Origin of the sequence: Acinetobacter sp. CIP 101934, from assembly GCF_000369585.1 — a bacterium.
In the GTDB taxonomy this organism is placed as follows: Bacteria; Pseudomonadota; Gammaproteobacteria; order Pseudomonadales; family Moraxellaceae; genus Acinetobacter; species Acinetobacter schindleri.
In genome coordinates, this window is record NZ_KB850094.1 from 2,018,359 (window position 1) to 2,041,301 (window position 22,943).

At 42.9% G+C, this 22,943-nt stretch carries 27 protein-coding genes; 2 read left to right on the forward strand and 25 right to left on the reverse strand.

Annotated features, from left to right (window positions below):
• Positions 1–122: 122 nt before the first annotated feature.
• Positions 123–1,274, reverse strand: coding sequence for a cell division protein ZapE (zapE, locus tag F899_RS09905; protein ID WP_005222492.1), 1,152 nt, complete (start codon positions 1,272–1,274; stop codon positions 123–125).
• Between the two features lie 85 nt (positions 1,275–1,359).
• Positions 1,360–2,367, reverse strand: a complete 1,008-nt coding sequence (locus tag F899_RS09910; protein ID WP_034434039.1) for a helix-turn-helix domain-containing protein — start codon at positions 2,365–2,367, stop codon at positions 1,360–1,362.
• A gap of 154 nt (positions 2,368–2,521) precedes the next feature.
• On the opposite strand from F899_RS09910, the gene F899_RS09915 reads away from it, so the two are divergent.
• Positions 2,522–4,006: a flavin-containing monooxygenase gene (locus F899_RS09915; RefSeq protein ID WP_005222496.1), complete on the forward strand. Its 1,485-nt coding sequence runs from the start codon at positions 2,522–2,524 to the stop codon at positions 4,004–4,006.
• A 60-nt stretch (positions 4,007–4,066) separates the two neighbouring features.
• A complete protein-coding gene (locus F899_RS09920; RefSeq protein WP_005222498.1) occupies positions 4,067–4,975 on the forward strand; it encodes a LysO family transporter in 909 nt (302 codons plus the stop codon).
• 154 nt (positions 4,976–5,129) lie between these two features.
• Here F899_RS09920 and F899_RS09925 read toward each other — a convergent pair whose 3' ends face one another.
• From F899_RS09925 to F899_RS10035, 23 genes are all read right to left on the reverse strand, one after another.
• Entirely contained in the window at positions 5,130–5,327 is a 198-nt protein-coding gene (locus tag F899_RS09925; RefSeq protein ID WP_005222507.1) for a hypothetical protein, read from the reverse strand.
• A gap of 87 nt (positions 5,328–5,414) precedes the next feature.
• Positions 5,415–6,095 carry an orotidine-5'-phosphate decarboxylase gene (pyrF, locus tag F899_RS09930; protein ID WP_005222508.1) on the reverse strand — a complete coding sequence of 227 codons (681 nt, stop codon included), beginning with the start codon at positions 6,093–6,095 and terminating at the stop codon, positions 5,415–5,417.
• Positions 6,096–6,346: 251 nt separating this feature from the next.
• Positions 6,347–6,712 carry a lipopolysaccharide assembly protein LapA domain-containing protein gene (locus F899_RS09935; protein ID WP_004815608.1) on the reverse strand — a complete coding sequence of 122 codons (366 nt, stop codon included), beginning with the start codon at positions 6,710–6,712 and terminating at the stop codon, positions 6,347–6,349.
• 15 nt (positions 6,713–6,727) lie between these two features.
• Complete coding sequence (locus tag F899_RS09940; protein ID WP_004815605.1) at positions 6,728–7,033, reverse strand: integration host factor subunit beta; 306 nt, start codon at positions 7,031–7,033, stop codon at positions 6,728–6,730.
• Positions 7,034–7,196: 163 nt separating this feature from the next.
• A complete protein-coding gene (gene rpsA / locus F899_RS09945) occupies positions 7,197–8,873 on the reverse strand; it encodes a 30S ribosomal protein S1 (RefSeq protein ID WP_004815604.1) in 1,677 nt (558 codons plus the stop codon).
• Between the two features lie 115 nt (positions 8,874–8,988).
• Positions 8,989–9,672: a (d)CMP kinase gene (gene cmk / locus F899_RS09950; protein WP_004892814.1), complete on the reverse strand. Its 684-nt coding sequence runs from the start codon at positions 9,670–9,672 to the stop codon at positions 8,989–8,991.
• Positions 9,673–9,689: 17 nt separating this feature from the next.
• On the reverse strand, positions 9,690–10,121 hold the full coding sequence (locus F899_RS09955; RefSeq protein WP_004892812.1) for an SRPBCC family protein: 432 nt from the start codon (positions 10,119–10,121) through the stop codon (positions 9,690–9,692).
• Positions 10,122–10,172: 51 nt separating this feature from the next.
• Positions 10,173–10,694 carry a tRNA adenosine(34) deaminase TadA gene (gene tadA, locus F899_RS09960; protein ID WP_004815596.1) on the reverse strand — a complete coding sequence of 174 codons (522 nt, stop codon included), beginning with the start codon at positions 10,692–10,694 and terminating at the stop codon, positions 10,173–10,175.
• 3 nt (positions 10,695–10,697) lie between these two features.
• On the reverse strand, positions 10,698–11,822 hold the full coding sequence (locus tag F899_RS09965) for an enoyl-CoA hydratase/isomerase family protein (protein ID WP_005222514.1): 1,125 nt from the start codon (positions 11,820–11,822) through the stop codon (positions 10,698–10,700).
• Positions 11,819–12,535: a uracil-DNA glycosylase gene (gene ung, locus F899_RS09970; protein ID WP_005222516.1), complete on the reverse strand. Its 717-nt coding sequence runs from the start codon at positions 12,533–12,535 to the stop codon at positions 11,819–11,821. Before ung ends, F899_RS09965 begins: the two co-directional genes overlap by 4 nt.
• Before the next feature lie 45 nt (positions 12,536–12,580).
• Positions 12,581–13,177, reverse strand: coding sequence for a 6-pyruvoyl trahydropterin synthase family protein (locus F899_RS09975; protein ID WP_004892805.1), 597 nt, complete (start codon positions 13,175–13,177; stop codon positions 12,581–12,583).
• 147 nt (positions 13,178–13,324) lie between these two features.
• Positions 13,325–14,272, reverse strand: a complete 948-nt coding sequence (gene gspK, locus F899_RS09980) for a type II secretion system minor pseudopilin GspK (protein WP_005222518.1) — start codon at positions 14,270–14,272, stop codon at positions 13,325–13,327.
• 9 nt (positions 14,273–14,281) lie between these two features.
• On the reverse strand, positions 14,282–14,917 hold the full coding sequence (gspJ, locus tag F899_RS09985; RefSeq protein ID WP_005222519.1) for a type II secretion system minor pseudopilin GspJ: 636 nt from the start codon (positions 14,915–14,917) through the stop codon (positions 14,282–14,284).
• Positions 14,914–15,462: a type II secretion system minor pseudopilin GspI gene (gene gspI / locus F899_RS09990; RefSeq protein ID WP_171063882.1), complete on the reverse strand. Its 549-nt coding sequence runs from the start codon at positions 15,460–15,462 to the stop codon at positions 14,914–14,916. Before gspI ends, gspJ begins: the two co-directional genes overlap by 4 nt.
• A gap of 169 nt (positions 15,463–15,631) precedes the next feature.
• Positions 15,632–16,189: a type II secretion system protein gene (locus F899_RS09995; protein WP_005222521.1), complete on the reverse strand. Its 558-nt coding sequence runs from the start codon at positions 16,187–16,189 to the stop codon at positions 15,632–15,634.
• A gap of 9 nt (positions 16,190–16,198) precedes the next feature.
• The gene (locus tag F899_RS10000; RefSeq protein ID WP_004892793.1) at positions 16,199–16,813 is read right to left on the reverse strand and encodes a TetR/AcrR family transcriptional regulator; all 615 of its coding nucleotides are present in this window, start codon (positions 16,811–16,813) and stop codon (positions 16,199–16,201) included.
• 40 nt (positions 16,814–16,853) lie between these two features.
• Positions 16,854–17,627, reverse strand: a complete 774-nt coding sequence (locus tag F899_RS10005; protein ID WP_005222522.1) for a TatD family hydrolase — start codon at positions 17,625–17,627, stop codon at positions 16,854–16,856.
• Positions 17,628–17,654: 27 nt separating this feature from the next.
• The gene (locus tag F899_RS10010; protein ID WP_005222530.1) at positions 17,655–17,996 is read right to left on the reverse strand and encodes a PilZ domain-containing protein; all 342 of its coding nucleotides are present in this window, start codon (positions 17,994–17,996) and stop codon (positions 17,655–17,657) included.
• 17 nt (positions 17,997–18,013) lie between these two features.
• Entirely contained in the window at positions 18,014–18,997 is a 984-nt protein-coding gene (locus tag F899_RS10015; RefSeq protein WP_005222532.1) for a hypothetical protein, read from the reverse strand.
• A 14-nt stretch (positions 18,998–19,011) separates the two neighbouring features.
• A complete protein-coding gene (gene kdsB, locus F899_RS10020; RefSeq protein WP_005222534.1) occupies positions 19,012–19,773 on the reverse strand; it encodes a 3-deoxy-manno-octulosonate cytidylyltransferase in 762 nt (253 codons plus the stop codon).
• Positions 19,774–19,785: 12 nt separating this feature from the next.
• On the reverse strand, positions 19,786–20,790 hold the full coding sequence (lpxK, locus tag F899_RS10025) for a tetraacyldisaccharide 4'-kinase (protein ID WP_005222536.1): 1,005 nt from the start codon (positions 20,788–20,790) through the stop codon (positions 19,786–19,788).
• 2 nt (positions 20,791–20,792) lie between these two features.
• Complete coding sequence (msbA, locus tag F899_RS10030; protein WP_005222538.1) at positions 20,793–22,520, reverse strand: lipid A export permease/ATP-binding protein MsbA; 1,728 nt, start codon at positions 22,518–22,520, stop codon at positions 20,793–20,795.
• On the reverse strand, positions 22,520–22,942 hold the full coding sequence (locus F899_RS10035; RefSeq protein WP_004815566.1) for an ExbD/TolR family protein: 423 nt from the start codon (positions 22,940–22,942) through the stop codon (positions 22,520–22,522). The genes msbA and F899_RS10035 overlap by 1 nt, the downstream gene beginning before the upstream one ends.
• Position 22,943 lies beyond the last annotated feature (1 nt).

Consider the following 22,943-nt stretch of genomic DNA (forward strand, 5'->3'; position numbering starts at 1 on the left):
GCATTTCCATATACATTGTCATTCTTGAAGTCCGATTAAGCCATGAAATGTGCTTATTGTCGATAAACTGCCCAGTAATTTTGCATAAAAAAAGCGCCGGTTAACCGACGCTTTTTGAAGCTTTATTCAGTATTGCTGGAGGCAATTTTCTCAATCTGACGATGCTCCGAATGCAAGTATTCATCTGATTGCATTTCCAGCAGACGTGAACGGGTCCGTTCAATCTCGAAAGCCAGTTTTTCACCTTGGTAGATGTCGACGATATTGTCTTCAGAAGTGAGTAACAATTTCACACCACGGTCATAGAATTCATCTACCAGGTAAATGAAACGGCGTGTACCATCATTCAAGAAGTCGGTCAGGTGCGGCACATTGCTGACCAGCACAGTATTATAGATATTGGCGATTTCAATAAAGTCAGCTGGACTACGCGGTTTCAGGCACAGTTCTGCGAATTCACACCACAATACATCTTCGGTATGTGCCACAGTTTCGACAATACGATTATTGATGATGATCGGTTCATCGGAATGCTGCTGGGTCTGGGTCAGTGCGCTAAAACGCTGTGCCATCCAGTTTTTATTATCATGCGTTAACGGGAACTTGAATAACTGTGCCTGTTTGAGTACACGCAAACGATAATCCACACCTGCATCGACATTTAGAATTACACAATTCTTTTTTACCAGCTCAATGGTCGGAATAAAACGGTCACGGTGGATGCCATTTTTATATAGGCCATCTGGGGCAATATTCGAGGTCGCGACCAAGGTAATGCCGCGCTCAAACAGTTTCTGGAACAGATCACTAAGGATCATGGCATCGGTTACATTCGATACGAAAAATTCATCAAAACAGATGACCACGGCATCTTTATAAATCTGGTCTGCCACTAAATCTAGCGGGTTACGTTGACCGGATAATTTGTTCAGCTCACGATGCACATGCTGCATAAAGTGGTGAAAATGCATGCGGATTTTACGGCGAAATGGAATGGAATCGTAGAACTGATCCATCAGCCAGGTTTTACCACGACCTACACCACCCCACATATACACACCTTTCGGTGAGGTTTGACGGCGGAAACGGCGGAATGCTTTCTTGGAAGCCTTAAAGCGTTGAATTAACTCCACCCAGACACGGTCTAGCTCATGTACTGCAATCGCTTGTGCATCATCCGGCATGAACTGACCCGAAGACAGTGCCTGTGCATAACGTTCTGCAGGAGATAAGGGGCTAAAGGCGTTGTGCTGATGTGAATTTAAGTCGGACATAAGGTTCATTACTATTGAGATTCATAAAAAATTATAGCGAAGATTTAACTTCAAGCCATAACACTTTGGCATTAGCAAACTTAGGCTATTTTACATATTGACGCGGACTCTGACCAAACCAGCGTTTAAATGCGTGATTAAACGCCGCCGGTTCAGAATATCCTAGCAGTTCTGCAATCATTTCAATTGAATATTGTTTATATTCAATCATTCTTAAGGCTTTATCCTTAATGATATCTTCACGGATCTGCTTATAACTGGTATTCAGCTGCTGTAGCTGGTGCCGTAAGGTCCGTTCCGGAATATTCAAGGCTTGCGCAGTTTCTGCCATGGTCGGCATTCCTCCACTTTGCAGCTCCAGATAGTCCTGCACCCGTTGGATTAATGAAGGTGTCTTTTCATCTTCACGCAATCGTTCCAGTTCAGCAATACACTTCTTTTCATACAGCTTGAAGGTCATCTCATCTGCTGAAGGAATCTTGACATTTAACACCGCTTCATCAAACCAGAAAGCAGCCTGATCGGTATTGAACTGTACCTGATGCCCATAATAATCATGGTAAAGCTGTAACTGTTTTAACTCTTCCGGCTTTGGAAATGGCAATTCAATCCTTACTTCAGGCACCGAAAGCCCCATCATCTTGTACAGGTCCTGAATAAACTTGTAAGTCCCAGAGATTTCAGCCTGCGCGACCAGCTGACCTAATTGGTCCTGCACATTACTTGGACAATAGCAAAGTGCAATGCGATGCCCAGCCTGCTTGAAACTCATTTCCCCAGTCAGATGGGTTAACTGCTGAAAACGGATACCATGAACTAGTGCATCTCTCACGGTAGGACTAGTCACCAGTAGCATGAGCAGCGGGCCATATCCTGCCAGTGCATAATGCTGTCCGATCAAGATCCCTTTTTCTGGTGCAACTCCCTCACCTACAACTTTGAGTACATCATATTCCAGACTGGGATGAATGATCGACGTAGGATCAAGGTCATCTATACGCAGCCCGATATTGTCCAGCTTATGCTCCAATGCAATGCCTGCCTTGCGCATCCCCTGAATCAAGTACATCAAACTGAGTATCGATCTCTTCATTGCGATTTGAATTTAATAGGATTGTTCCTGTTTTACTATAAATTTTACAAATTCTCTATTGCCGTTTTGATCAATTTTGTCGTCTTATTAATCATGTTTGATCTTAGAACTTTACAATATTCTAATAAATCTGAATATGCACGGATTGCACAGCATGAATACTACAAAGAAAAATAACACAACCAAAATTGCTATTATTGGTGCAGGTTTTGGCGGAATTGCAATGGCCATTCGTTTGCAACAACAAGGAATTACAGACTTTATAATTCTTGAAAAGTCCAATGATTTTGGCGGTACTTGGCGTGAAAATCAGTATCCAGGTGCAGCCTGTGATGTGCAATCTCACATGTATTCTCTATCTTATGCACCGAAAGCTGACTGGTCAAAAAGATATGCGGAAGCGCCGGAAATCTTTGCCTATATTCAACAACTGGTCAAAGAATTCAATGTTCCTGCATTTACCCGTCTAAATACCGAAGTTAAAGCTGCACATTATGATGAAAAGCGTTGTCGCTGGGCATTAACTTTAAATAAAGATGAACAGCTGGAAGCACAATATGTCATTTTTGCATCCGGCCCTTTGCATGTACCGCAAATTCCGAAGATTAGCGGAATCGAAAAATTTAAAGGTAAAATCTTTCACTCCTCTCAATGGGATCACAGCTATGACCTCACTGGTAAAAATGTCGCTTCGATTGGAACAGGTGGCAGTGCCATTCAGTACATTCCAGAAATCGCTCCACAATGCAAACAGCTCTATGTGATGCAACGAACCGCAGCATGGGTGATTCCACGTGATGAGCGGCTGTATCATGATTTTGAAAAGAAGCTTTTTACACGCTTTGACTGGTTTCGTAAATTACATCGTATTCGTCTGTACTGGTCGAATGAATCTCGTGTCGTCCCCATCGTAAAACCGACCGTGATGAAATATACACAGAAACTGGCTGAAGCTTATATCCGCTATCAGGTCAAAGATAAGGAAGTTGCACAAAAGTTAATCCCAGATTACATCATGGGTTGTAAACGGATTCTGGTTTCCAATAAATATTTCCCCACCTTTAATCGACCTAATGTCGAACTGGTCACTGACACAATTCGGGAACTGACAGAAGACAGCATTATTACTGCAGATGGTAAAAAACGGCCGATTGACTGCCTGATTTATGGCACAGGTTTTATTACTGATCCGCGTATTTATCTGAAAAACTTTGAATGCACTGGTCTAAATGGCATCAAGCTCAATGAGGTCTGGAAAGATGGTGCGGAAAGCTATTATGGTATCTGTATCAAGAGTTTTCCGAATTTGTTCCAACTGCTTGGTCCAAATACTGTGCTGGCGCATAACTCGGTACTGTTTATGATCGAGTCACAAATAGAATATATCCTGCAGTTAATCCAGATGGTTGAACGATCGCATACTGAGGCAATCTTGGTCAAAGATGAAGTACATGAGCAGTTTAACGCACAGGTACAACACATGATGGAGAATACTGTCTGGCAATCGGGCTGCGTGAGCTGGTATCAACAGGATGGCGGCAAAAATTTTGCCTTATGGCCCACCTACACCTGGAAATACTGGCTGAAAACCAAGTGGGCTAATCCATCAGATTACCACTTACTGAGTAAAGCCAGTTAAAGCAACAACATATTCGTTAAAGGGATGGCATAATATAGAAAATTTTTATTTTTCCCGATTATGCAATCCTTTTGGCTTATCTTCCAATTACTGTTCTGTCTGGCGATCGGCTTTTTGTGTGCCAGAAAGTTACCTCAAACTGTTGTTAAAGTATCTTTTGCCGTTCTACCCTATTTTAGTTATGTGCTACTGATCGCGATAGCTTTTGAGTTTTCACAACTTCTCGACGAACTAAAGCACCCTTATCAAATTCTGAGTACCTCTCTCAGTATTGCAGCAATCACTTCACTGGGTGCCTTTACCTGTTGTTATCTACTGTTTAAGTGGGCAGGCTATCAACCTTCCTCAGGACGGGTTTCTACACAACTGGTAATTAAATCACTCATCAATATCAGTTATGCCTTTATTGCGCTCGGCATAGGTTATTTGCTGCATGCGGGTTTAGGTAGCTTAAATATTCAGGCACAAATCAGTACCTGGCATTTACTGCTGGTATTTATGTTCCTGATCGGACTCGATCTTGCCTATTCCCCACTCGACCGCTCATGGCTAAACTGGAAAATTCTGCTGGTACCACTCGGTTGTATTCTCGGTTCACTACTGAGTGTACTGCTCTATGCGACATGGCAATCTGATATCAGACTTCAAGACCTGATTATGCTATCGCAAGGTTATGGCTTCTACTCGATGAGCGGTATTGTGATAACTGAACTCAGAAATGCTGAATTGGGCAGTATTGCACTGATGAATGATCTGTTTCGGGAAATCTTTGCAATTTTACTGATGTATTGTCTTGGCTGGCGCTATCCACGTGCCGCAATTGCAGCTGCAGGTGCAACATCTATGGATGTCACCTTACCGATGGTAAAACAGGCCTGTGGGAATGATTTTATTCCGCATGCCATGTTAAGCGGTTTTATTTTGTCGGTATTGGCACCGATGACGGTCAGTGTTTTAGCAGCCATCTAATGCATTAGCTCTCTTTAAATCTCTCCCAAAGGGAGAGAAGTGAAGCTTTTAAAATAATAGAAGAAGCCCCCTTGGGAAATGAGGAGCCTCAAAATATATTTTGAGTTCGCAAAGGTGAGGGAAAATATTGAAGAATCATTTTCAAATACTTAAGTTAATCTCCTAATAGCTCTTCCACTGTATCAACCATCTCTGAAGCCAGCTCTACAATATCAACGCCATCAAGACGTGCCATCCAATTCCATGAACTCGCAGAGTTATACTGTTTCTGAAGTGTTTGCCGTTCAAGCTGATCTGCTATTTTTTCCAATTCATGATTTTGTTCCAGTAATTTTTGTTCTCGCGTTTTCACTGTAAATTCCTTTTTTATTTTTATACTGTTTTTTCAATGTATAAAAAAAGCCTTTCGTTTGAAAGGCTTTTTATCGGATTGATAGAATTACAAGGTTGCCAGAATATCTTTTAAAGTCTGACGCATATTTTCAGATTTGGTAATCGGACGACCAATCACTAAATGTGTGGAACCATCCAACATTGCTTGTTTCGGTGTCACAATACGCTTTTGGTCGTCTGCATTTGAGCCTTCCGGACGGATCCCCGGCGTTACCAAAGCAAAATCTTGTCCTAAAGTTTCACGTAGCATTTTTGCTTCTTGTGCTGAACACACCACACCATCTAGACCACTGTCTTTGGTCAAAGTAGCAAGACGTTTCACATGCTCAAAGGGTTCAATATCCAGACCAATATCTTTTAAATCTTCACGACCCATTGAAGTTAATACCGTTACCGCGATCAGTTGAGTATTATAATTCCCAGCTTTAAGACGCTCGACACAGGTTTCCATCATTTTACGACCGCCAGAAGCATGTACATTCACCATCCATATACCCAGGTCTGCGGCTGCACATACTGCCTGCGCAGTAGTATTTGGAATATCGTGAAATTTCAAATCAAGGAAAACTTCAAAACCTTTATCTTGCAGTGCTTTGACGACTGATGGGCCTTCATGGGTAAATAACTCTTTACCAACTTTTACACGGCAAAGCTCAGGGTCTAATTGCTCGGCAATCGTTAATGCGTCATATTGGCTTTTTGCATCCAAGGCAACGATAATACTCATAACAAGACCCTTCAAATTGACAAAATTAAGGCATTATACGGATTTCAGCTGTATGAACAAATATATAAATTATGAAAACCGTTTCCTAATTCAATTTAAATCTCTTATTTGTAAAACAATTTTTTTAATTAATTTTATTTTCAATGGGTTTATAAAACTTAAAGGCATAAAAAAGCACCCTGAGCAAGACTCAGAGTGCTTTAAATATAATCAGGAGAAGTTTAAATAGTCAAAGTTATGACATCACATCCTTATAAAGGTGTCGAAGGTCGATCCTGAGGATGGATATCAACAACTGTCTTTTCATGGCGTGAATGAGCAGCTGCTTCTGCTGCCATCAGTTTCGCTGTATTCAGCTGCTCTTTACGAAGATGGTCTATGTCTTTACGCAGTCGCTTAATTTCCCAGCTGTTTTGGAAAACTTTAAATACCTGTACACCCAGCAGTAGGCCAAGAATGACACCCAATGACAGTGTCAACAACAATAACAGGCCTAAACGCATTGCAGGAACCTGAGTAAATAACAGGTCTACAGATAGTTCAGTTCCATTTTGCAATACCAGTGCCAGTGAATACCCAAATACAACGAGTAATAAAACGACGAGTACGTAACGCATAACACGCCCCTTGAATTATTTGTTTGCTGATTCGTTTACAGCATCACGTAGTGCCTTACCTGGTTTGAAGTGTGGAACTGCTTTTGCTGCGACTTCAACAGACTTACCGGTTTTCGGGTTTCGGCCAATACGTGGCTCTCGATGATGCAATGCGAAGCTGCCAAACCCACGAATCTCAATACGGTTGTCTGTCGATAATGCTTCGATCATTTGATCGATCATGATCTTCACAGCTTCTTCAACTAAAGGCTCAGCTAAATGCGGGTTCTTTAGGGAAATACGCTCTATTAAATCAGACTTATTAAGTGCTTCAGTAGTCATCTGCGACCTCTTTAATTATCAAGCTACTTGGACTCTCTATGGCGATAATAACCTGTTTAAATACAAAACGGTAGCGCAATAATTAAATACTACGCTACCGTTTACAGTAATCGTTCAGAAAATATTAGTTAACTTACATTAACAATACATTTCCTGTGCTTACTTAGTTGCTCATTTGCGCCTTGATCAGGTCACCAATAGTCTTAGGACCATTTTCTTGACCAGCAGCAGCTGTTTTCAAGTTAGCAACAGCTTCTTTCTCTTCAGCTTCGTCTTTCGCTTTGATAGACAAATTGATAGAGCGAGATTTACGATCTACATTGATGATCTTAGCTTCAACTTCTTGACCAACTTCAAGGAACTTAGTTGCATCTTCAACGCGGTCGCGGTTGATTTCAGATGCTTTAAGAGTCGCTTCAACTTCGTCAGCTAACTTAACTGTAGCGCCTTTAGCGTCAACAGCAGTTACAGTACCTTTAACAAGCGCACCGCGTTCGTTAGCAGCTAAGAAATCGTTGAATGGATCGCTGTTCAATTGTTTGATACCAAGGCTGATACGGTTGCCTTCAGCATCTACAGACAAGATAACCGCTTCAACTGTGTCACCTTTCTTGTAACGACGAATCGCTTCTTCGCCTTGTTCGTTCCAAGAGATGTCAGACAAGTGAACTAGACCATCGATACCGCCTGGTAAACCGATGAAGATACCGAAGTCAGTGATAGACTTGATCGTACCAGATACTTTCTCGCCTTTGTCGTGGTTCTTAGCAAACTCTTCCCATGGGTTAGCACGAGTTTGTTTGATACCAAGAGAAATACGACGACGCTCTTCGTCTACTTCAAGAACCATAACGTCAACTTCGTCACCGATCTGAACTACTTTAGATGGGTGGATGTTTTTGTTAGTGTGGTCCATTTCAGACACGTGTACTAGACCTTCAACGCCTTCAGCGATTTCTGCGAAACAGCCGTAGTCAGTTAGGTTAGTTACGCGAGCTTTAACGATAGAACCTTTAGGGTAACGGCTCATGATCGCTAACCATGGATCTTCGCCTAATTGTTTAAGGCCTAAAGATACGCGGTTACGTTCGCGGTCGAATTTAAGTACTTTAACAGTAACTTCTTGACCAACTTCAACAACTTCTGATGGGTGCTTGATACGTTTCCAAGCCATGTCAGTGATGTGAAGAAGACCGTCGATACCGCCAAGGTCAACGAACGCGCCGTAGTCAGTAAGGTTCTTAATCGTACCAGTAACTGTTTGACCTTCTTCAAGCTGAGCAAGAAGCGCTTCACGGTCAGCTGAAGATTCAGCTTCCATAACAGCACGACGTGAAACAACAACGTTGTTACGTTTAGCGTCAAGCTTGATTACTTTGAATTCTAACTCTTTGCCTTCTAAGTGAGTCGTATCACGAATAGGACGAGTATCAACTAAAGAACCAGGAAGGAACGCACGTACTGGACCGATGTCAACAGTGAAACCGCCTTTAACTTTACCAGAGATAACACCAGTAACGATTTCGCCGTCTTCAAAGATTTTTTCAAGTTTAGTCCAAGTCTCAGCGCGTTTAGCTTTTTCGCGAGAAAGAACAGTTTGACCCATACCGTTGTCAAGTGCTTCAACAACTACGTCTACAGTGTCGCCAACTTGAACTTCAAGTTCGCGTTGTTCATTTAAGAACTCAGCACGGTCAACAACGCCTTCAGATTTAAGGCCAGTGTCAACAGTTACCCAGTCAGAGTCGATGCTTACTACAACGCCTTGGATGACTGCACCCTTTTCAACGTTGAGGTTTAATTCGCTTTCTTCAAAGAGGGCTGCAAAAGATTCGGTCATGATATTTCCGATAAAGTCAGCGGTCTTGGATCAGACAAGGCCGGTTTAGTTAAGCGTCTACATAGTCCCATATAAAACTGATCGAGCTATGCGTCTGCTGAATTTGATAATTCGGTTAATGAGCTAACTGGCTGTCGATATAAGCGGTCATCAGATTAAATACTTCATCGATACCCAGTTCTGAGCTGTCGATGATATAAGCATCTGTTGCCGGCTTGAGCGGAGCGACCGTGCGTTCCATATCTCTTTTATCTCGAGCCTGTATATTAGCTAAAATGTCGCTTATTTTAGCATCCAGCCCCATGCCCTGCAACTGCTTTACTCGTCTGTTCGCACGTGATTCAGCCGATGCGGTCAAATATATCTTGGCTTGGGCATTCGGAAAGATACTGGTTGCCATGTCACGACCATCTGCCACCAGACCTGGTTCTTGTGCAAAAGCATGCTGACGACCCACTAAAGCAGCTCTAAGTTCAGGAATTGCGGCAACTTTTGAGGCAAACTCACCAACACGTTCAGTACGGATAGTATGGGTCACATCCTCACCTTCTAACCATACCTGTATTCCGGTTGCAGTACTTGTAAACTGGATGTCTAAATTTGTAGCAATGTGTACGCATTTTTCCAGTTCATTATCTAATGAGTCCAGCAAATCCTGCTGCTGCAATGACAATCCAAGCAGGCGATATAACGCACCTGAATCTAACAGATGGAAACCGTAATGTGCTGCAATTTTCGCAGCGAGTGTCCCCTTGCCCGAACCACTTGGTCCATCAATGGTAATAATTTGAACTGTCATTGCTTTTCCATTGTTGTTTAAACAGATTTTGCGAGTTTCGCGAAGCCTAGTTTAATCCCTGCTTTTAGCTGTGCAAGGATTAATTTGCTGACAAAGGGTGCACGAGTCTGTAATTCAATAGTATAGGTCACCAGCGTTTTATCATCTGAAACTGCTTCAAACTCAATAATACCCAAGTGATGTTTCACCAGCGGATTTTTAATAATTTTATATTCAATCCGCGAATTCGGCTCAAGCAGTGTGATCTGTTCCTTTAACGGTTTGATCGGCCCAATGCCCAGGCTACGAATTGACCCCAGACCATCAGGACGTTCAGGATCCGCAGAATCCTTGATACGTTCCACCTGAATCGGGGCAAAGGCTACATTATAAGTTGCGTGTTTAGACAACAGGTCAAACACCTGCGCTAAAGGTGCAGGAAATTCTTTTTTTACTTGTATGGCGTTCATCATAAGTCCTGGTTGGGGTTGTTATTTTTAAGGGTTAATATTAAACAGAATTCAGGCCTGATTCTGAGCATTCATTTGCCTTTCTTGTAACTTTAATTGTCTTTTCTGTTCCCGGCGCATTCTAAAGAAATCGCTGAGCTGCCCGGCACACTGAGCTTGCAAGCATCCCGATTCAAACTCAAAAACATGATTGTAGTAGCCAGTTTCAAAGAGCTTACGTGCACTGATCAGTGAGCCTGCTTTCGGCTCTGTGGTACCAAAAACCACGCGGGAAATCCGTGAATGTACCAGTGCCCCTACACACATGGTGCAAGGCTCCAAAGTCACGTAGAGAACTGCATCATCAGGTAGACGGTAGTTTTGAATAGCTTGACAGGCTTCACGAATGGCCACAATCTCTGCATGTGCGGTAGGGTCATTCAATGAAATTGGAGAATTGAAGCCTTGACCAATAATCTGGTTATTACTGACAATAATTGCACCCACAGGAATTTCTCCCTGCGCTGCCGCTAATGCAGCCTGCTCGTAGGCAAACTGCATCCATTCTGCATCGGTTTTAATATATTCAGTCATGAATCAGCTAATGACACCATACTGTCTTAATAGCGCATTCCAGCTGTCAATTTGAGTAACTGGCGGATTATTGCCAAAGATACCTTTCAGACTCAGGTCAGCACCTTTCTCCCATTCCGGAGATAGGTCCTTATCGACCAGACGTGCACGCACACCTTCGACAAAGTCCGGATGACGAATTTTCCAGTCAGAAATCTGGATTTCCAGCTCAAAAACTTCATTCCAGGAATGTACCTGTTTACCCCATTGCCATAATAGCCAAGTTAAAGCAGCAGTTGCTGGAGAGCCTTTTTGAAGATTTTCACTGGCTTGACGCAGCCAGTCGCTGCGCGCATCCCTTAAACCAACAATAGCTTCATAATCATGTTCAAAATTAACGCCACGGCAGACACTATGAATAACATCAAGTGAATTTTGCAATGGTCCAGGCCCTACAGGACGATGCATACTGTTTAACGTATCATCAATAGCGCGGAAATCTCCCGCCGGATAATGATCCCAGTCAACATTGACCATTTTGTGCAGAACGGCATCGCGCTGCATATCGCAGATATGGGTTGCCCAGCCAATACCATAAGCACCAGCCGCAGTCATGATTGAACCAGTTAAACCGGTAAATAAACCAATCGCACCACGGTCTGCTAGGAAACGCGTTGCACCAACATCTGGATACAGACCGATATTGATTTCAGGCATGGCCAGACGGGAATATGGCGTTACCAGACGGAACGGTGCCGCCATAAATAAACCTAGACCACCACCCATCACATAACCTTCACCCCATACCAGCACTGGTTTGGCATAGTTATGTAGCAACAGATCTAAAGCATATTCCTGCTCAAAGAATTTGTTCGCAGTTGCAACTTCGTCATTAATGACTAACTGACGCAATTTACGTACATCCCCACCTGCACAGAATGCTTTAGGGGTAGTCGAATCGAACCAGATTGCTTTTACATTGTCATCGTGATGAAAATCTTCAAAAACCTCAAGCAAGGCCGATGCAATGGTTTCATCCAGTGCATGTAGTGATTTCGGACGATTTAATCGAACGATGCGCCATCCATTTTGGGCTTCTTCGACAATCAGATCCGAGTGATATTGTTTTGATACAGGAGAATATGTCATGCGTCCAGCTGCCAATCTATAGGCTCAATGCCATGTTGTTTAAGATAATTGTTTGCTTTGGAAAATACCTTACAACCAAAGAATCCGCCACGGTTTGCCGACAACGGCGACGGGTGTGCGGCTTTAAGTACAAGGTGTTTATTCTGGTCAATGCGTTGTCCTTTACGCTGCGCGTAAGCACCCCAAAGAATAAAGACTACATTTTCACGTTGTTCATTAATGACATCAATCACGTGATCAGTAAATTCTTCCCAGCCACGTTTTTGATGTGAAGTCGGCTGGCCCGCTTCTACGGTTAATACTGCATTCAGGAGCAATACACCTTGCTCTGCCCAATGGGTCAAGTTGCCATGTTTAGGAATAGGCACGCCCAGATCCGAGTGCAACTCATGAAAAATATTACGCAAAGATGGAGGCAATGCAACCCCTTTTTGCACCGAGAAACTCAAGCCATGTGCTTGATTTGGACCATGATAAGGATCTTGCCCTAAAATCACCACTTTCACCTGATCCAGCGGTGTCGTATTTAGCGCATTAAAAATCAGATGATTCGGTGGATAAATAACTTTATCTGCTTTTTTTTCTTCAATCAGAAAATTTTTAAGTGCATCCATTTTTGCACCGAGTAAAAAATCACTCAGGCTATATTTCCAGCTTTCATCCAGCTGGACTTTATTCAGTTTTGCAATTTGCTGTTCAGTTAATAAAGACATTTTTTCATCCTAAATTGATGTCATGCAGTTTAAAACTGAAACAGCTTAAACTTTTACCTGTAAGTCTACGGTTGGATTGTGGAATGGAATCCCCTGTTTCAACTTGCTGAACATATCAGGATCAGTCCATTCAGCTTGTACCTGTTCAGAAAATTCAATCTGATCCAGGTTAAGTAGCCCCATTTGCTCATTTTCGATATCTTCCAAAAAGCTTTGCGCGTAACCGGTATCGGTTTCATGCACAATCACGGAATACACCTCGACATCTCCTTCACCATTCTGGGTAATGGTTGAAGCCAGCACTTGCTGCGCTAAAAAGAAGAAAATACGCGAGAACTGTTCAGCAGACGGCGATACTGGCAATGACACCCAACGTGCACTAAAATTCTTGCAGGCCTGAATGTATTCGGGATTATCGTCCTGCCAAAAGCAGATAGCATGATCGAATGAATCAAAAAAGTCCTTAATGACACCTTTTAGCAAGCCAAAGTCATATACCATCTGACCATGATCGAGCTTAGAGGCTTTCAGTAATAATTCTACTTTATAACTATGACCATGGATCGAACGCTTACAGCGATCCGATGTGCAATTTCGCACGATATGAGCATTTTCAAACTTAAATAGCTTACGAATTAACATGTGCCGTAATGTCGTCAAAAAATAGGTGAATTCACTACAATTATAAAGCAAAACTAGAAGAAGGAGGATTAATTTTGCAGTTCACGTTAATAGACAAAACGGATCATATACAGCTTCTACGCACTCTGGCTGAAGTATGAATATAATTTAAAATGGCGCCATACTGCGATACGAGACATAGACTTGCTTATCTTGCCGTATCAGATCACTGCTAAACTGACGCTTACGTTCACTCAGCATCACTTCAATCCGTGCTTTAAAGAACTGGGACTTTACGCCCAATAATGTGGCAAACTGGTTACGATTTTCAGCAGCTATCTGATCAAAAGGAGCAACTTGCCAAAGTTCAGATACATTAGCAAAGTGCTCCTGTTTACCAAATTTAAGATCCAAAGCTTGTTGCACAGCATTCACATCCAGCTTGTCATCCAGACTTGCCAGCAAAGCCGCTGGTGCCGTATTGATATTCACTTGCGTATCCTTTAGCGGGGCTGCCGTTACGTATTTTAGCAGCAGTTTATAGCGGCTCTCTTCAAAACCTCGTACCAGCTTGAGTTGTTCTATACTATGAAAATTGGCATTGGGTGGCAATGCAGCATTTGGCAAACCTTGATAATGAATGGATTCTGCTCCCATAGCACCAATTGGCAGTTCATCTTGATCCTGCCAGTCAATCACTGCTTCACTTAATTGTTCCGGTAATCCAACCCGTTTCAAAATCAGTTCAAACCATTTTTTCGCCGGTTCATTTACGGTTCCATCTTCAGCCACCAGACTGTTCAGATTAAACTTGCCCGACTCATCCTCTAGCCTGCCAGCAATATAGCCATCATCCACAGGAAAAGGAGGCATCTGTTGTGCCCAGGTTTCGTTCAGATGATCAATATCAGCGGCATTTTCAGCGTCATTTACAAGCAATTCGGAAAAGAAGGCTTCAGCACTTTTGGCATACATCAAGGACTGATTCTGGCGCATCAGATAAGCTGTACTTTCCGCAGTCGCAGCCTGACGTTTGGCAATCGTTGCCGCCAGGATGGTTGCCAGTGCAACCATCACCAGAATGGTTATTAATGCGATGCCCTGTTGCTGCTTCATACTTCGATCCTATGAGCTGCCTATATTATTGGTATTATTTGACAGATAATCTGTGTTCAGCAGACTGAACAACCATTCATATTGCACACCCTGTACAATCAGATTGATCTTGATGCCTTTCGGTAAAAGCTGCTTGTTTTCAGTACGATTTAAATCCAGTCCACTTTCCGGCCATTGTGTGATTTCATTTGGATTCAGTGCAGTAATTTGAAACTGTTCTACATCGCTCAGCAATATGCTCGATTCCGGTTGATCGCGTCCGGTCTGGTTCAGGTTCCTGAATTTAAGCCGATAGACTTTTTGCTCATCCGCCCGATATTGATATTCTACCCGCTCATCCGGTGCAATGCCTTGTTCCAGTGGATCCTTAACACCAGTCTTACTAAAATTAAAACGACCATCTTGCAATACTAAAGCTGGCTGAATATCACCATTTACATTTGCGGTTAAGGGTACTGTTTGCACCATATCACGCAGAATCTGCTGATAGCCCTGCTGTAATTGATTTAACTTTTGTTCATGAAGGGTATTTTGATCGCGCGTGACCCGGATATGATCAAAGACCTGCCATCCTAATGCAGACAATACGGCAAAGATCGCAATCGCAACCAGCAGCTCAACCAGGGTAAATCCATTTTTTTTCATTGTATCTGATTCACCCGATGATTAAAAAACACCAGACTACTGACACCAGATTCCAGTTGCCCAGTATCAGCATCGACAATACCGACCTGAATATCAACACGCTGTACATTTGGGCTAATAGTTGGTTCAGATTTCTTATCAATCTGCCAGGACTCACCCTGCTGGGTAATCTGCCGGGATGAAGTTCCTGTTAGCCATTCCTGATTGACTTCCATTTGTGCTGCTTCATTTAAAGCAACAAACTGAGCTTTGGTGCGTAAGATGGCATGGGAAGTCGACTGGGTATATTGCATTGCCACTTTAGTCAGTGCCATGGCTGCGGTAGCAAAGATTGCCAGTGCGACCATGACTTCCAGCAAAGTAAAACCTGAGGCACGATTAAGTCGAGTAACACTCGACCTGAGCGGCATCGTCGCGCAAGAAAGTCCGAAAGCTATGCTTGAGGAGCAGCGATAAACAAAACAACGTTTCGTTCGAGCGCAAGATGACGAACTCTGTTCGGAGTGCATACGATTAAATCGAGCAATACTCGACTTGAGCGGCATTGTCGCACAAGAAAGTCCGAAAGCTGTGCTTGAGGAACTGCGATGAGTGTAATGCTGCTTCACCGCTGTGTAAGATAAAGAGCTATGCTCGAGGTACACATAATGAAATCGATCAGTACTCGTCTTAAATGACTTGATTGCATCAGCTCCAGCACTTTGCTTGAAATATTTAAATTTCATTGATTTTACCCAGGTGGTCGATTTCAATCGCAGAGCCGACTTCATTATTATCAAGATAAAACTGAATCCGTACCGGCTTCACTTCCCCATTGCCGAGCCAAATCAATTTTGGCGCATCCTGCATGGTCAAATCCCGGTTTTGTGCATTTTCATAACGCTGGTCCAAGAGCTGAATCTGCAAAGATACTTTATCTGGCAAAGCTTGGGTCTTAAATTCAGTATAGTGAATCCATTTCTGTGATGTGCTACTTAAGCTAAAATCAGTATTGGCAGAATTTTTTTGATATTCCACCACAGTGTACTGAAATGGGCTGACATCCGTTGCCGGCTGGGTCTGCAAGGCGAGCACCCGCGCCTGATCATTCGCTTCACGTAAAATGCGTTGTGAATCCAGCATAAACACTTCACGTGCCTGCATCGCTTTACGCTGATCTACCCCACCTATATTCAGCATCACCAGAGATGCCAGAATTCCCATAATGACAATCACCACCATCAATTCAATGAGTGTAAAACCACGATTTGATGATAGAGACTGGATTTTCATGGAATGCCTTTAAGCAAACTGCTCAACCGAATTAATTTTTTTGGGTAAAGCCAGAGCCTGGTCGATATAGGCCACACGTAAAGTATCACGAGAACCAAGGTAACGCTGATAGAAACTGGAGTTCAGGATTGCAGCTGCACCATGAGTTAGCGACCAGATCGAAGCAAGATAATCACGTACTGGCATACTGCTTTGAATTGATTCCAGATAGCTTTCTGTCATGCGAATAATCAGACGTAAACGCTGTTTCCGGATCTGGTAAAGCTCAGTAAATAATTGCTGAATACCCACCCCAGTCGTCGATAAGCGCTCCTCAATCTGATGAAACAGTACCGTACGCTCCGGATGATGCAGATGATGCAACATGAAGAAAGCCAAATGTTCTGGAAAAGCCTTTTCCGCATCCTGGATCATTTCCAGCAGCATACGTTCATTACGGATAATGAGCAGCATGTACAGCTCATCTTTGCTTTGGAAATGTTTATAGAGTGTGCCTTTAGCCAAATCCAGTTCTGCAGCCAACGCATCTAGCGTCATACCGGCTTCACCATTTTCAAGTAGCAGCTGTTCTGCCACTTGAAAAATCAAGGTTTCTCTTGCTCGAAACTGAGCCTGACGATCCATCTTCACCCTATAACTCTCTTCTGCTCTTATTTAATTCGTATTACTTAAAACTTAGAAGATTTTCAAAATTCTGCATTGTGATTGCAGCCATTTCTTCCAAGCTCTTATCATATACATCACATAAGGCTTTGGCTACAAATGGAACGTATTTCGGTTCATTTGATTTACCCCGATAAGGCACGGGTGCCAGATAAGGACTATCTGTCTCTATCAACACGCGATCCAGTGGAACCTGTTTTGCCACATCACGTAAATCCTGCGCATTTTTGAAAGAAACAATGCCTGAGAAAGAGACATAATAACCACAGTCAAGAACTGCTTTGGCTGTTTCCCAGTCTTCGGTAAAACAGTGCAAGATGCCATGTGTAGATTTTTCAGCGCGAATGATATCTACTGTGTCATGCTTGGCTGAACGGGTGTGGACCACCACCGGTTTTTTCACGACTTGTGAAGCATGGATGTGGCGTGCAAAACATTCTTTCTGTTCTTGGATAAAATCAGTGCTATGGAAATAATCTAGACCTGTTTCACCTAAAGCCCAAACTTTTTCTGGCTGTGCCAGTTCAACCAGATAATCCGTAGTTGCGCGCGCCATGGTTGCAGCATCTTCACAAGGATGCACACCTACGGTATAGCCTACATCAGCATGTCGCGCCGCAATCTTGGCCAGTTCGATATGATCATCAAGATCTACCGAAATACTCATAAACCTGGAAACACTTGCTTCACGTGCCTGTGCCAATGCCAGATCCAGATCACCGCTGTAAGGCGTTAGGTCGAGTAAAGTTAAATGACAATGCGTATCTACAAACACGGTGCAGTCCTTTTCAGCAGGGAGAATCTACATAGTGTAGCTTCTACGCCCTGCAGATTTAAGCCCCGTAATCAGTCGTTCTGCCTCATTTTTAAAGAAAATGCCTTTATCACCGCTTAACTGGATACCAAAACCTTGTGGTTTAATGCCATTTTGTTTTTGTGATACCCAGATGACTTTACCGGTTAAAGGAATTTTTTGTGATTGTTCAGGTAAAGTAGTCAGGACGAAAACTTCATCCCCGAGCTTTACTGTCTGATTGGAAGGAATAAAAAGACCGCCGCCTGCAACAAATGGCATATAGCTGGCAAATAGAGTTTCAATATCAGGAATATTCGCTTGAATAATACCCCCCATACGTGATTGCATATTCTTCTCCTTGTTCGTTAAAGATTCATCAGTCGAATACAGAGTTGGTCCAGAACCAGATTGCTTTGTACATTCTGTTCCAGATACTGTTTGGAATGCTGAAATTCCCCATAAATATCAAAAAGCTGTTCTAATGAATAATATTCAGCCAATACATCAAATTCCAAATCGATGTTTTTAACGGCTTGATTTAGCTTGACACAAATCAAATCCGACAACAAGTATTCAAACATCTGCCCAAAATCATTAAAACTTAGGCTTTTGTTCCATCGCGTCGCAATTGCGATCGGCATATTTTTTTCTATGACCAGTTTTTTCCAGTCTTGCAAAAAATCCTGACGCATCGGCATCCAGGCACTCTGAGCCACTTCAATCGCCTGCAACGGCATCTGATTGGCCAGATTCATTAATAATTGCTGTTGGGAAGATCCTGCATCCGGTAAATATTCGTTTAAATAATTTGTGGCCTGATCTGATGTAATGCGATCCAATGCAAAATGCTGTAAACGGCTGCGAATTGTCGCGGGTAATTTTAAGTAATGATCAGCCAGCAGCATAATGACAATATTTTCACCTGGCTCTTCCAGGGTTTTCAGCAAAGCATTGGAAGAGGCAATATTCAGTGCTTCAGCGGGTTCTATGACAATAACACGCCAACCATCAACAGTTTGCTGCACAAATGGCAATAAATCCCGGATCTTTTCAATCTTGATTTTGGCATTCTGTTTTTTGTTGTCTTCATCGGTACTGATGTAAACATAATTGGGATGAGTATCTGCTTTAAGCCACTGACAACTGCCACATTCACCACATGGCAAATTGCGTATATGACGATTTTGACATAGTACCCATGCCAGAAATTGCTGGGTAAAAGCTTCCTTACCACAGCCCTTTTTGCCATAAAACAGTAGTCCATGCCCAAGCTGGGGAAAACGCCCAGTAAGCGTATCCCAGACTTGTTGTTGCCAAGGATAAATTTCTGCGGTGGCATCAAGCGGCATGCTAAATTCTCAAATTAGGCGAATACAGATGGATCAAGCTGGTTCAGACGATCCAGATCTTGCTGGGTATCTACACCAGGGGGCAAACTCACTTCAGCAACAGAGATGGCAATACGGTGACCATTTTCCAGCACTCGTAACTGTTCTAAAGATTCCAGCTTTTCCAGAACACCCATTTCCCAGGTTACATATTCCTGAAGCAACTTCACCCGATAAGCATACAGCCCCAAATGACGATAGGCCTGATCATGCAGTTTCTGCTCAGCTTGTTTTGCTCCATCACGATCATAAGGAATCGTTGCACGGCTAAAATACAGCGCCTGATTGTGCTTTGACATCACCACTTTCACGATACTGTCACGCTGGAATTCTTCAAGCTGATGAATCGGCTCACAAAGTGTCGACATAGACGATTCTGGCTGATCGACCAGTAGCTGAGCCACCTGCTGAACCAGTTGCGCAGGTAATAACGGTTCATCGCCTTGCACATTGACAATAATATCATCACTTGCCCAACCTTTAATTTTTGCTACTTCACTTAGGCGGTCGGTTCCCGATGGATGATCAGGTGAAGTAATGACAACATCCACACCCTCAGCACGACATACTGCTGCAATACGTTCATCATCCGTCGCCACACATAGATCATCAAAACCTTCTACTTTACGCGCCTGATCAACCACACGCAGAATCATTGGATGACCATGAATCTCTAATAAAGGTTTACCCGGCAGACGTGAGCTGGCAAAGCGTGCAGGAATAACAATGTGTTTCATAATGAATAAACCTTAAGAAATAGAAATACCGTATTCACCAAGTTGTTGCTGCAAGGTCGCATAACAGGCTGGCGATAATATTGCCTCAACAGGCACCACCCAGATATCACGATTAAATTCCGGATTCTGTTTGAGTAAAGTCATAATCTTTACTGCATCTTTCTCAGTGGTAATGATCGGATAATTATCTTCAAACTGCAGATCTTCAATTTCATAGTCATGATGATCTGGAAATTCATGGCACTGGAATTGCTGAATACCCAGGCTTTCCAAGGTCTGATAGAAACGCTGTGGAAAACCAATCCCGACGACGGCATAAAAAGGTAAGTTTGGATCAAAAGTCTGCGACCCTGCCCGATTGAGTAAATAAGGCTGTGAGGGAGCCAAATGCATATGCAAGTCAGATTGCGGATAAGCCGTATGTTCAATTACAGTACCAGTTTCTAGACGTTCAACCGGCTCACGTAAATAACCTTCAGGCAGAAGTTTCTGATTGCCCAGACCACGATTATTATCCAGTACGATCCACTCAATCTGACGATTCAAAGCCCAATGCTGTAAACCATCATCACAAATAATCAAATCCAGATTATGTTTGGACAATAGCAGCTCTATACTCTGCTGACGATTAGGACCAACAGCCATCGGTACACCCGTCGACTGGACAATCAGTGTGGGTTCATCCCCCACACTTTCTGCGGTCGCCTGCGTATCGACATAGCAAGGAAATGGACCTTTACCTCCATAACCCCGGCTGATCACGCCAACCCGGACATTTTGTTTTTCTAGATATTCAACCAAATGGATCAGTAATGGAGTTTTCCCACTCCCACCCACAGTAATATTACCAATCACCATCACAGGTACAGGTGCGGTATAACTTGCTTTAAAACCTTTATCATATAAGGCTTTATTTAAGCTAAATCCGATCTGGTACAGCCAGGACAATGGTCGAAATACAATCAGCCATTTAGCCTGTGTATTCCAGGCATCCTGAATGACCTGTGCCAGTGACATACTTATTGTTCCTCGAAGTTGCGTTGATGCAACTGGTAATAAGCACCCTTGCGGTTGATCAATTCCTGGTGGGTCCCCTGCTCCAGAATGCGACCTTGATCCATGACAACAATACTGTCGGCATTTTCAATCGTAGATAAGCGGTGAGCAATAACGATAGTGGTACGATCCTGCATTGCCGCATCAAAAGCACGCTGAATGAAGTATTCAGATTCATTATCCAGCGCACTGGTTGCTTCATCCAGAATTAAAATTGGTGCATTTTTCAGAATAGCACGCGCAATCGCAATACGCTGGCGCTGACCGCCAGACAGATTCAGACCTTGTGCGCCCAGCTCAGTATCATAACCATTTGGCAAAGCCATAATAAAATCATGGGCATAAGCAGCTTTAGCCGCGGCAATAATATCTTCTTCTGCAGCATCTTCCAGCTGACCATAAGCAATGTTTTCACGCACGGTACGGTTAAATAGCACCACCTGCTGGTTTACCATCGAAATCTGGGTACGCAAAGCATTCAGCTCAAAATCTTCAATATCTTTGCCATCAAACAGGATTTGACCGGAGCTTGCTTCCTGATAGCGCATTAAAAGGTTCACCAGTGAAGTTTTACCTGCACCTGAGCGACCTACCAATGCTACTGTTTGTCCGGCTTTTACATCAAGATTCAGATCGGTTAATGCCTGATACCCATCAGAATAAGTCAAGTTCACATTTTTCAGCTGGATATTACCTTTTAAAGTATCTTTAAAAGTACCTGCATTTTTTTCTTCCGGCATATCCAGTAATTCAAACACTGAATAAGCTGCCGCCATACCACGCTGAATTTTTTCATTGACTTCAGTAAGTGCCTTGATCGGTTTAGACAACATACCTGCCACGGTAATATAAGCGACAAATTCACCTGCAGTCGTGTCACGTAAAATTTCCGGGCGCAAAGCCAGGAACATGACAATACTCAGCGCAATAGACATAATGAGCTGTACGATCGGGCTGTTGAGCTCTTTCACCACAACCATTTTCAAGCCACGACGCAAGTTTTCTAGAGAGTGCTTTCTAAAACGTTCCTGCTCGTACGTTTGACCGCCAAAGGCTTTTACCACCATATTGGCATTTACAGATTCCTGTACCACATGGTTCACATCCCCCATGGTGTTCTGCACTTGCTTGGACAGCTTACGCATACGCTGTGCAGCTTTGCGAATAAGCAGACCAATGATCGGTGCAAAAATCAGAATAATTAACGTTAAACGCCAGTTTGTATAAAGCAGATAGCCAATCAGCGCGATTGTGATTAAACCTTGCTGCACAATCACTTTAAGTGAATCACTTGAGGCAGCAGTCAGCTGCTCAACGTTATACATGATTTTAGCAGTAATATGACCACTGGTATTATCCAGAAAATATTGCGAAGGCAGACGCATCAGCTTGGCAAAGACTTCCTGACGAATATTAAAGACCAGATTTCGGGAAATGACTGCAGTAAAATAGCCACCCAAAAACAAACCTACACCGCGGAAAAAGATCAGCAAGACCACCAGAAACGGGAAGATCGTTGTAAAACCCTGATCACGAGTCTGAATCGCTTCAATAATATATTCCAGCAACTTGGCAACGGAGACTTCTGTTGCAGCATTGATGGCAAAACCCAGGATAACCAGTAAGGCCAATCCCCAAAATTGTTTTAAATAACTGAGAAGACGTAAATAGACTTTTAAATCTTGCTTCACTAATAACCTCGGGTAGGTACTTTCGTACTGATGTTGATGTTCACAAAGCCAAGTTGCCCTGCAACATCCATAACGCGAATCACATCCTGATGTGCTGCTTTTGCATCAGCAGCAATCACGAACATTAAATCACGTCGTTCGTTAGAAATCTGTTTAATTGCGGTATTTAAATCAGCCACTTCTTTGCTCGCCAATGACTGCCCATTCACTGCATAGTGCCCATTTGCATCCACAGTGACTTCAACCTTTTGATCAAAGTTTTTCGGTGGAACTCCTTGCGCGTCTGGCAAGGTCAAATTCATACGGCTGAGTTGACTGAAAGTCGTAGAAAGCAATAGAAATACCAAGATAAATAACAGACAGTCAATCATCGGAGTGAGGTTGATATGAACATCTTCAACCTGATTGCGTTTGAATTTCATG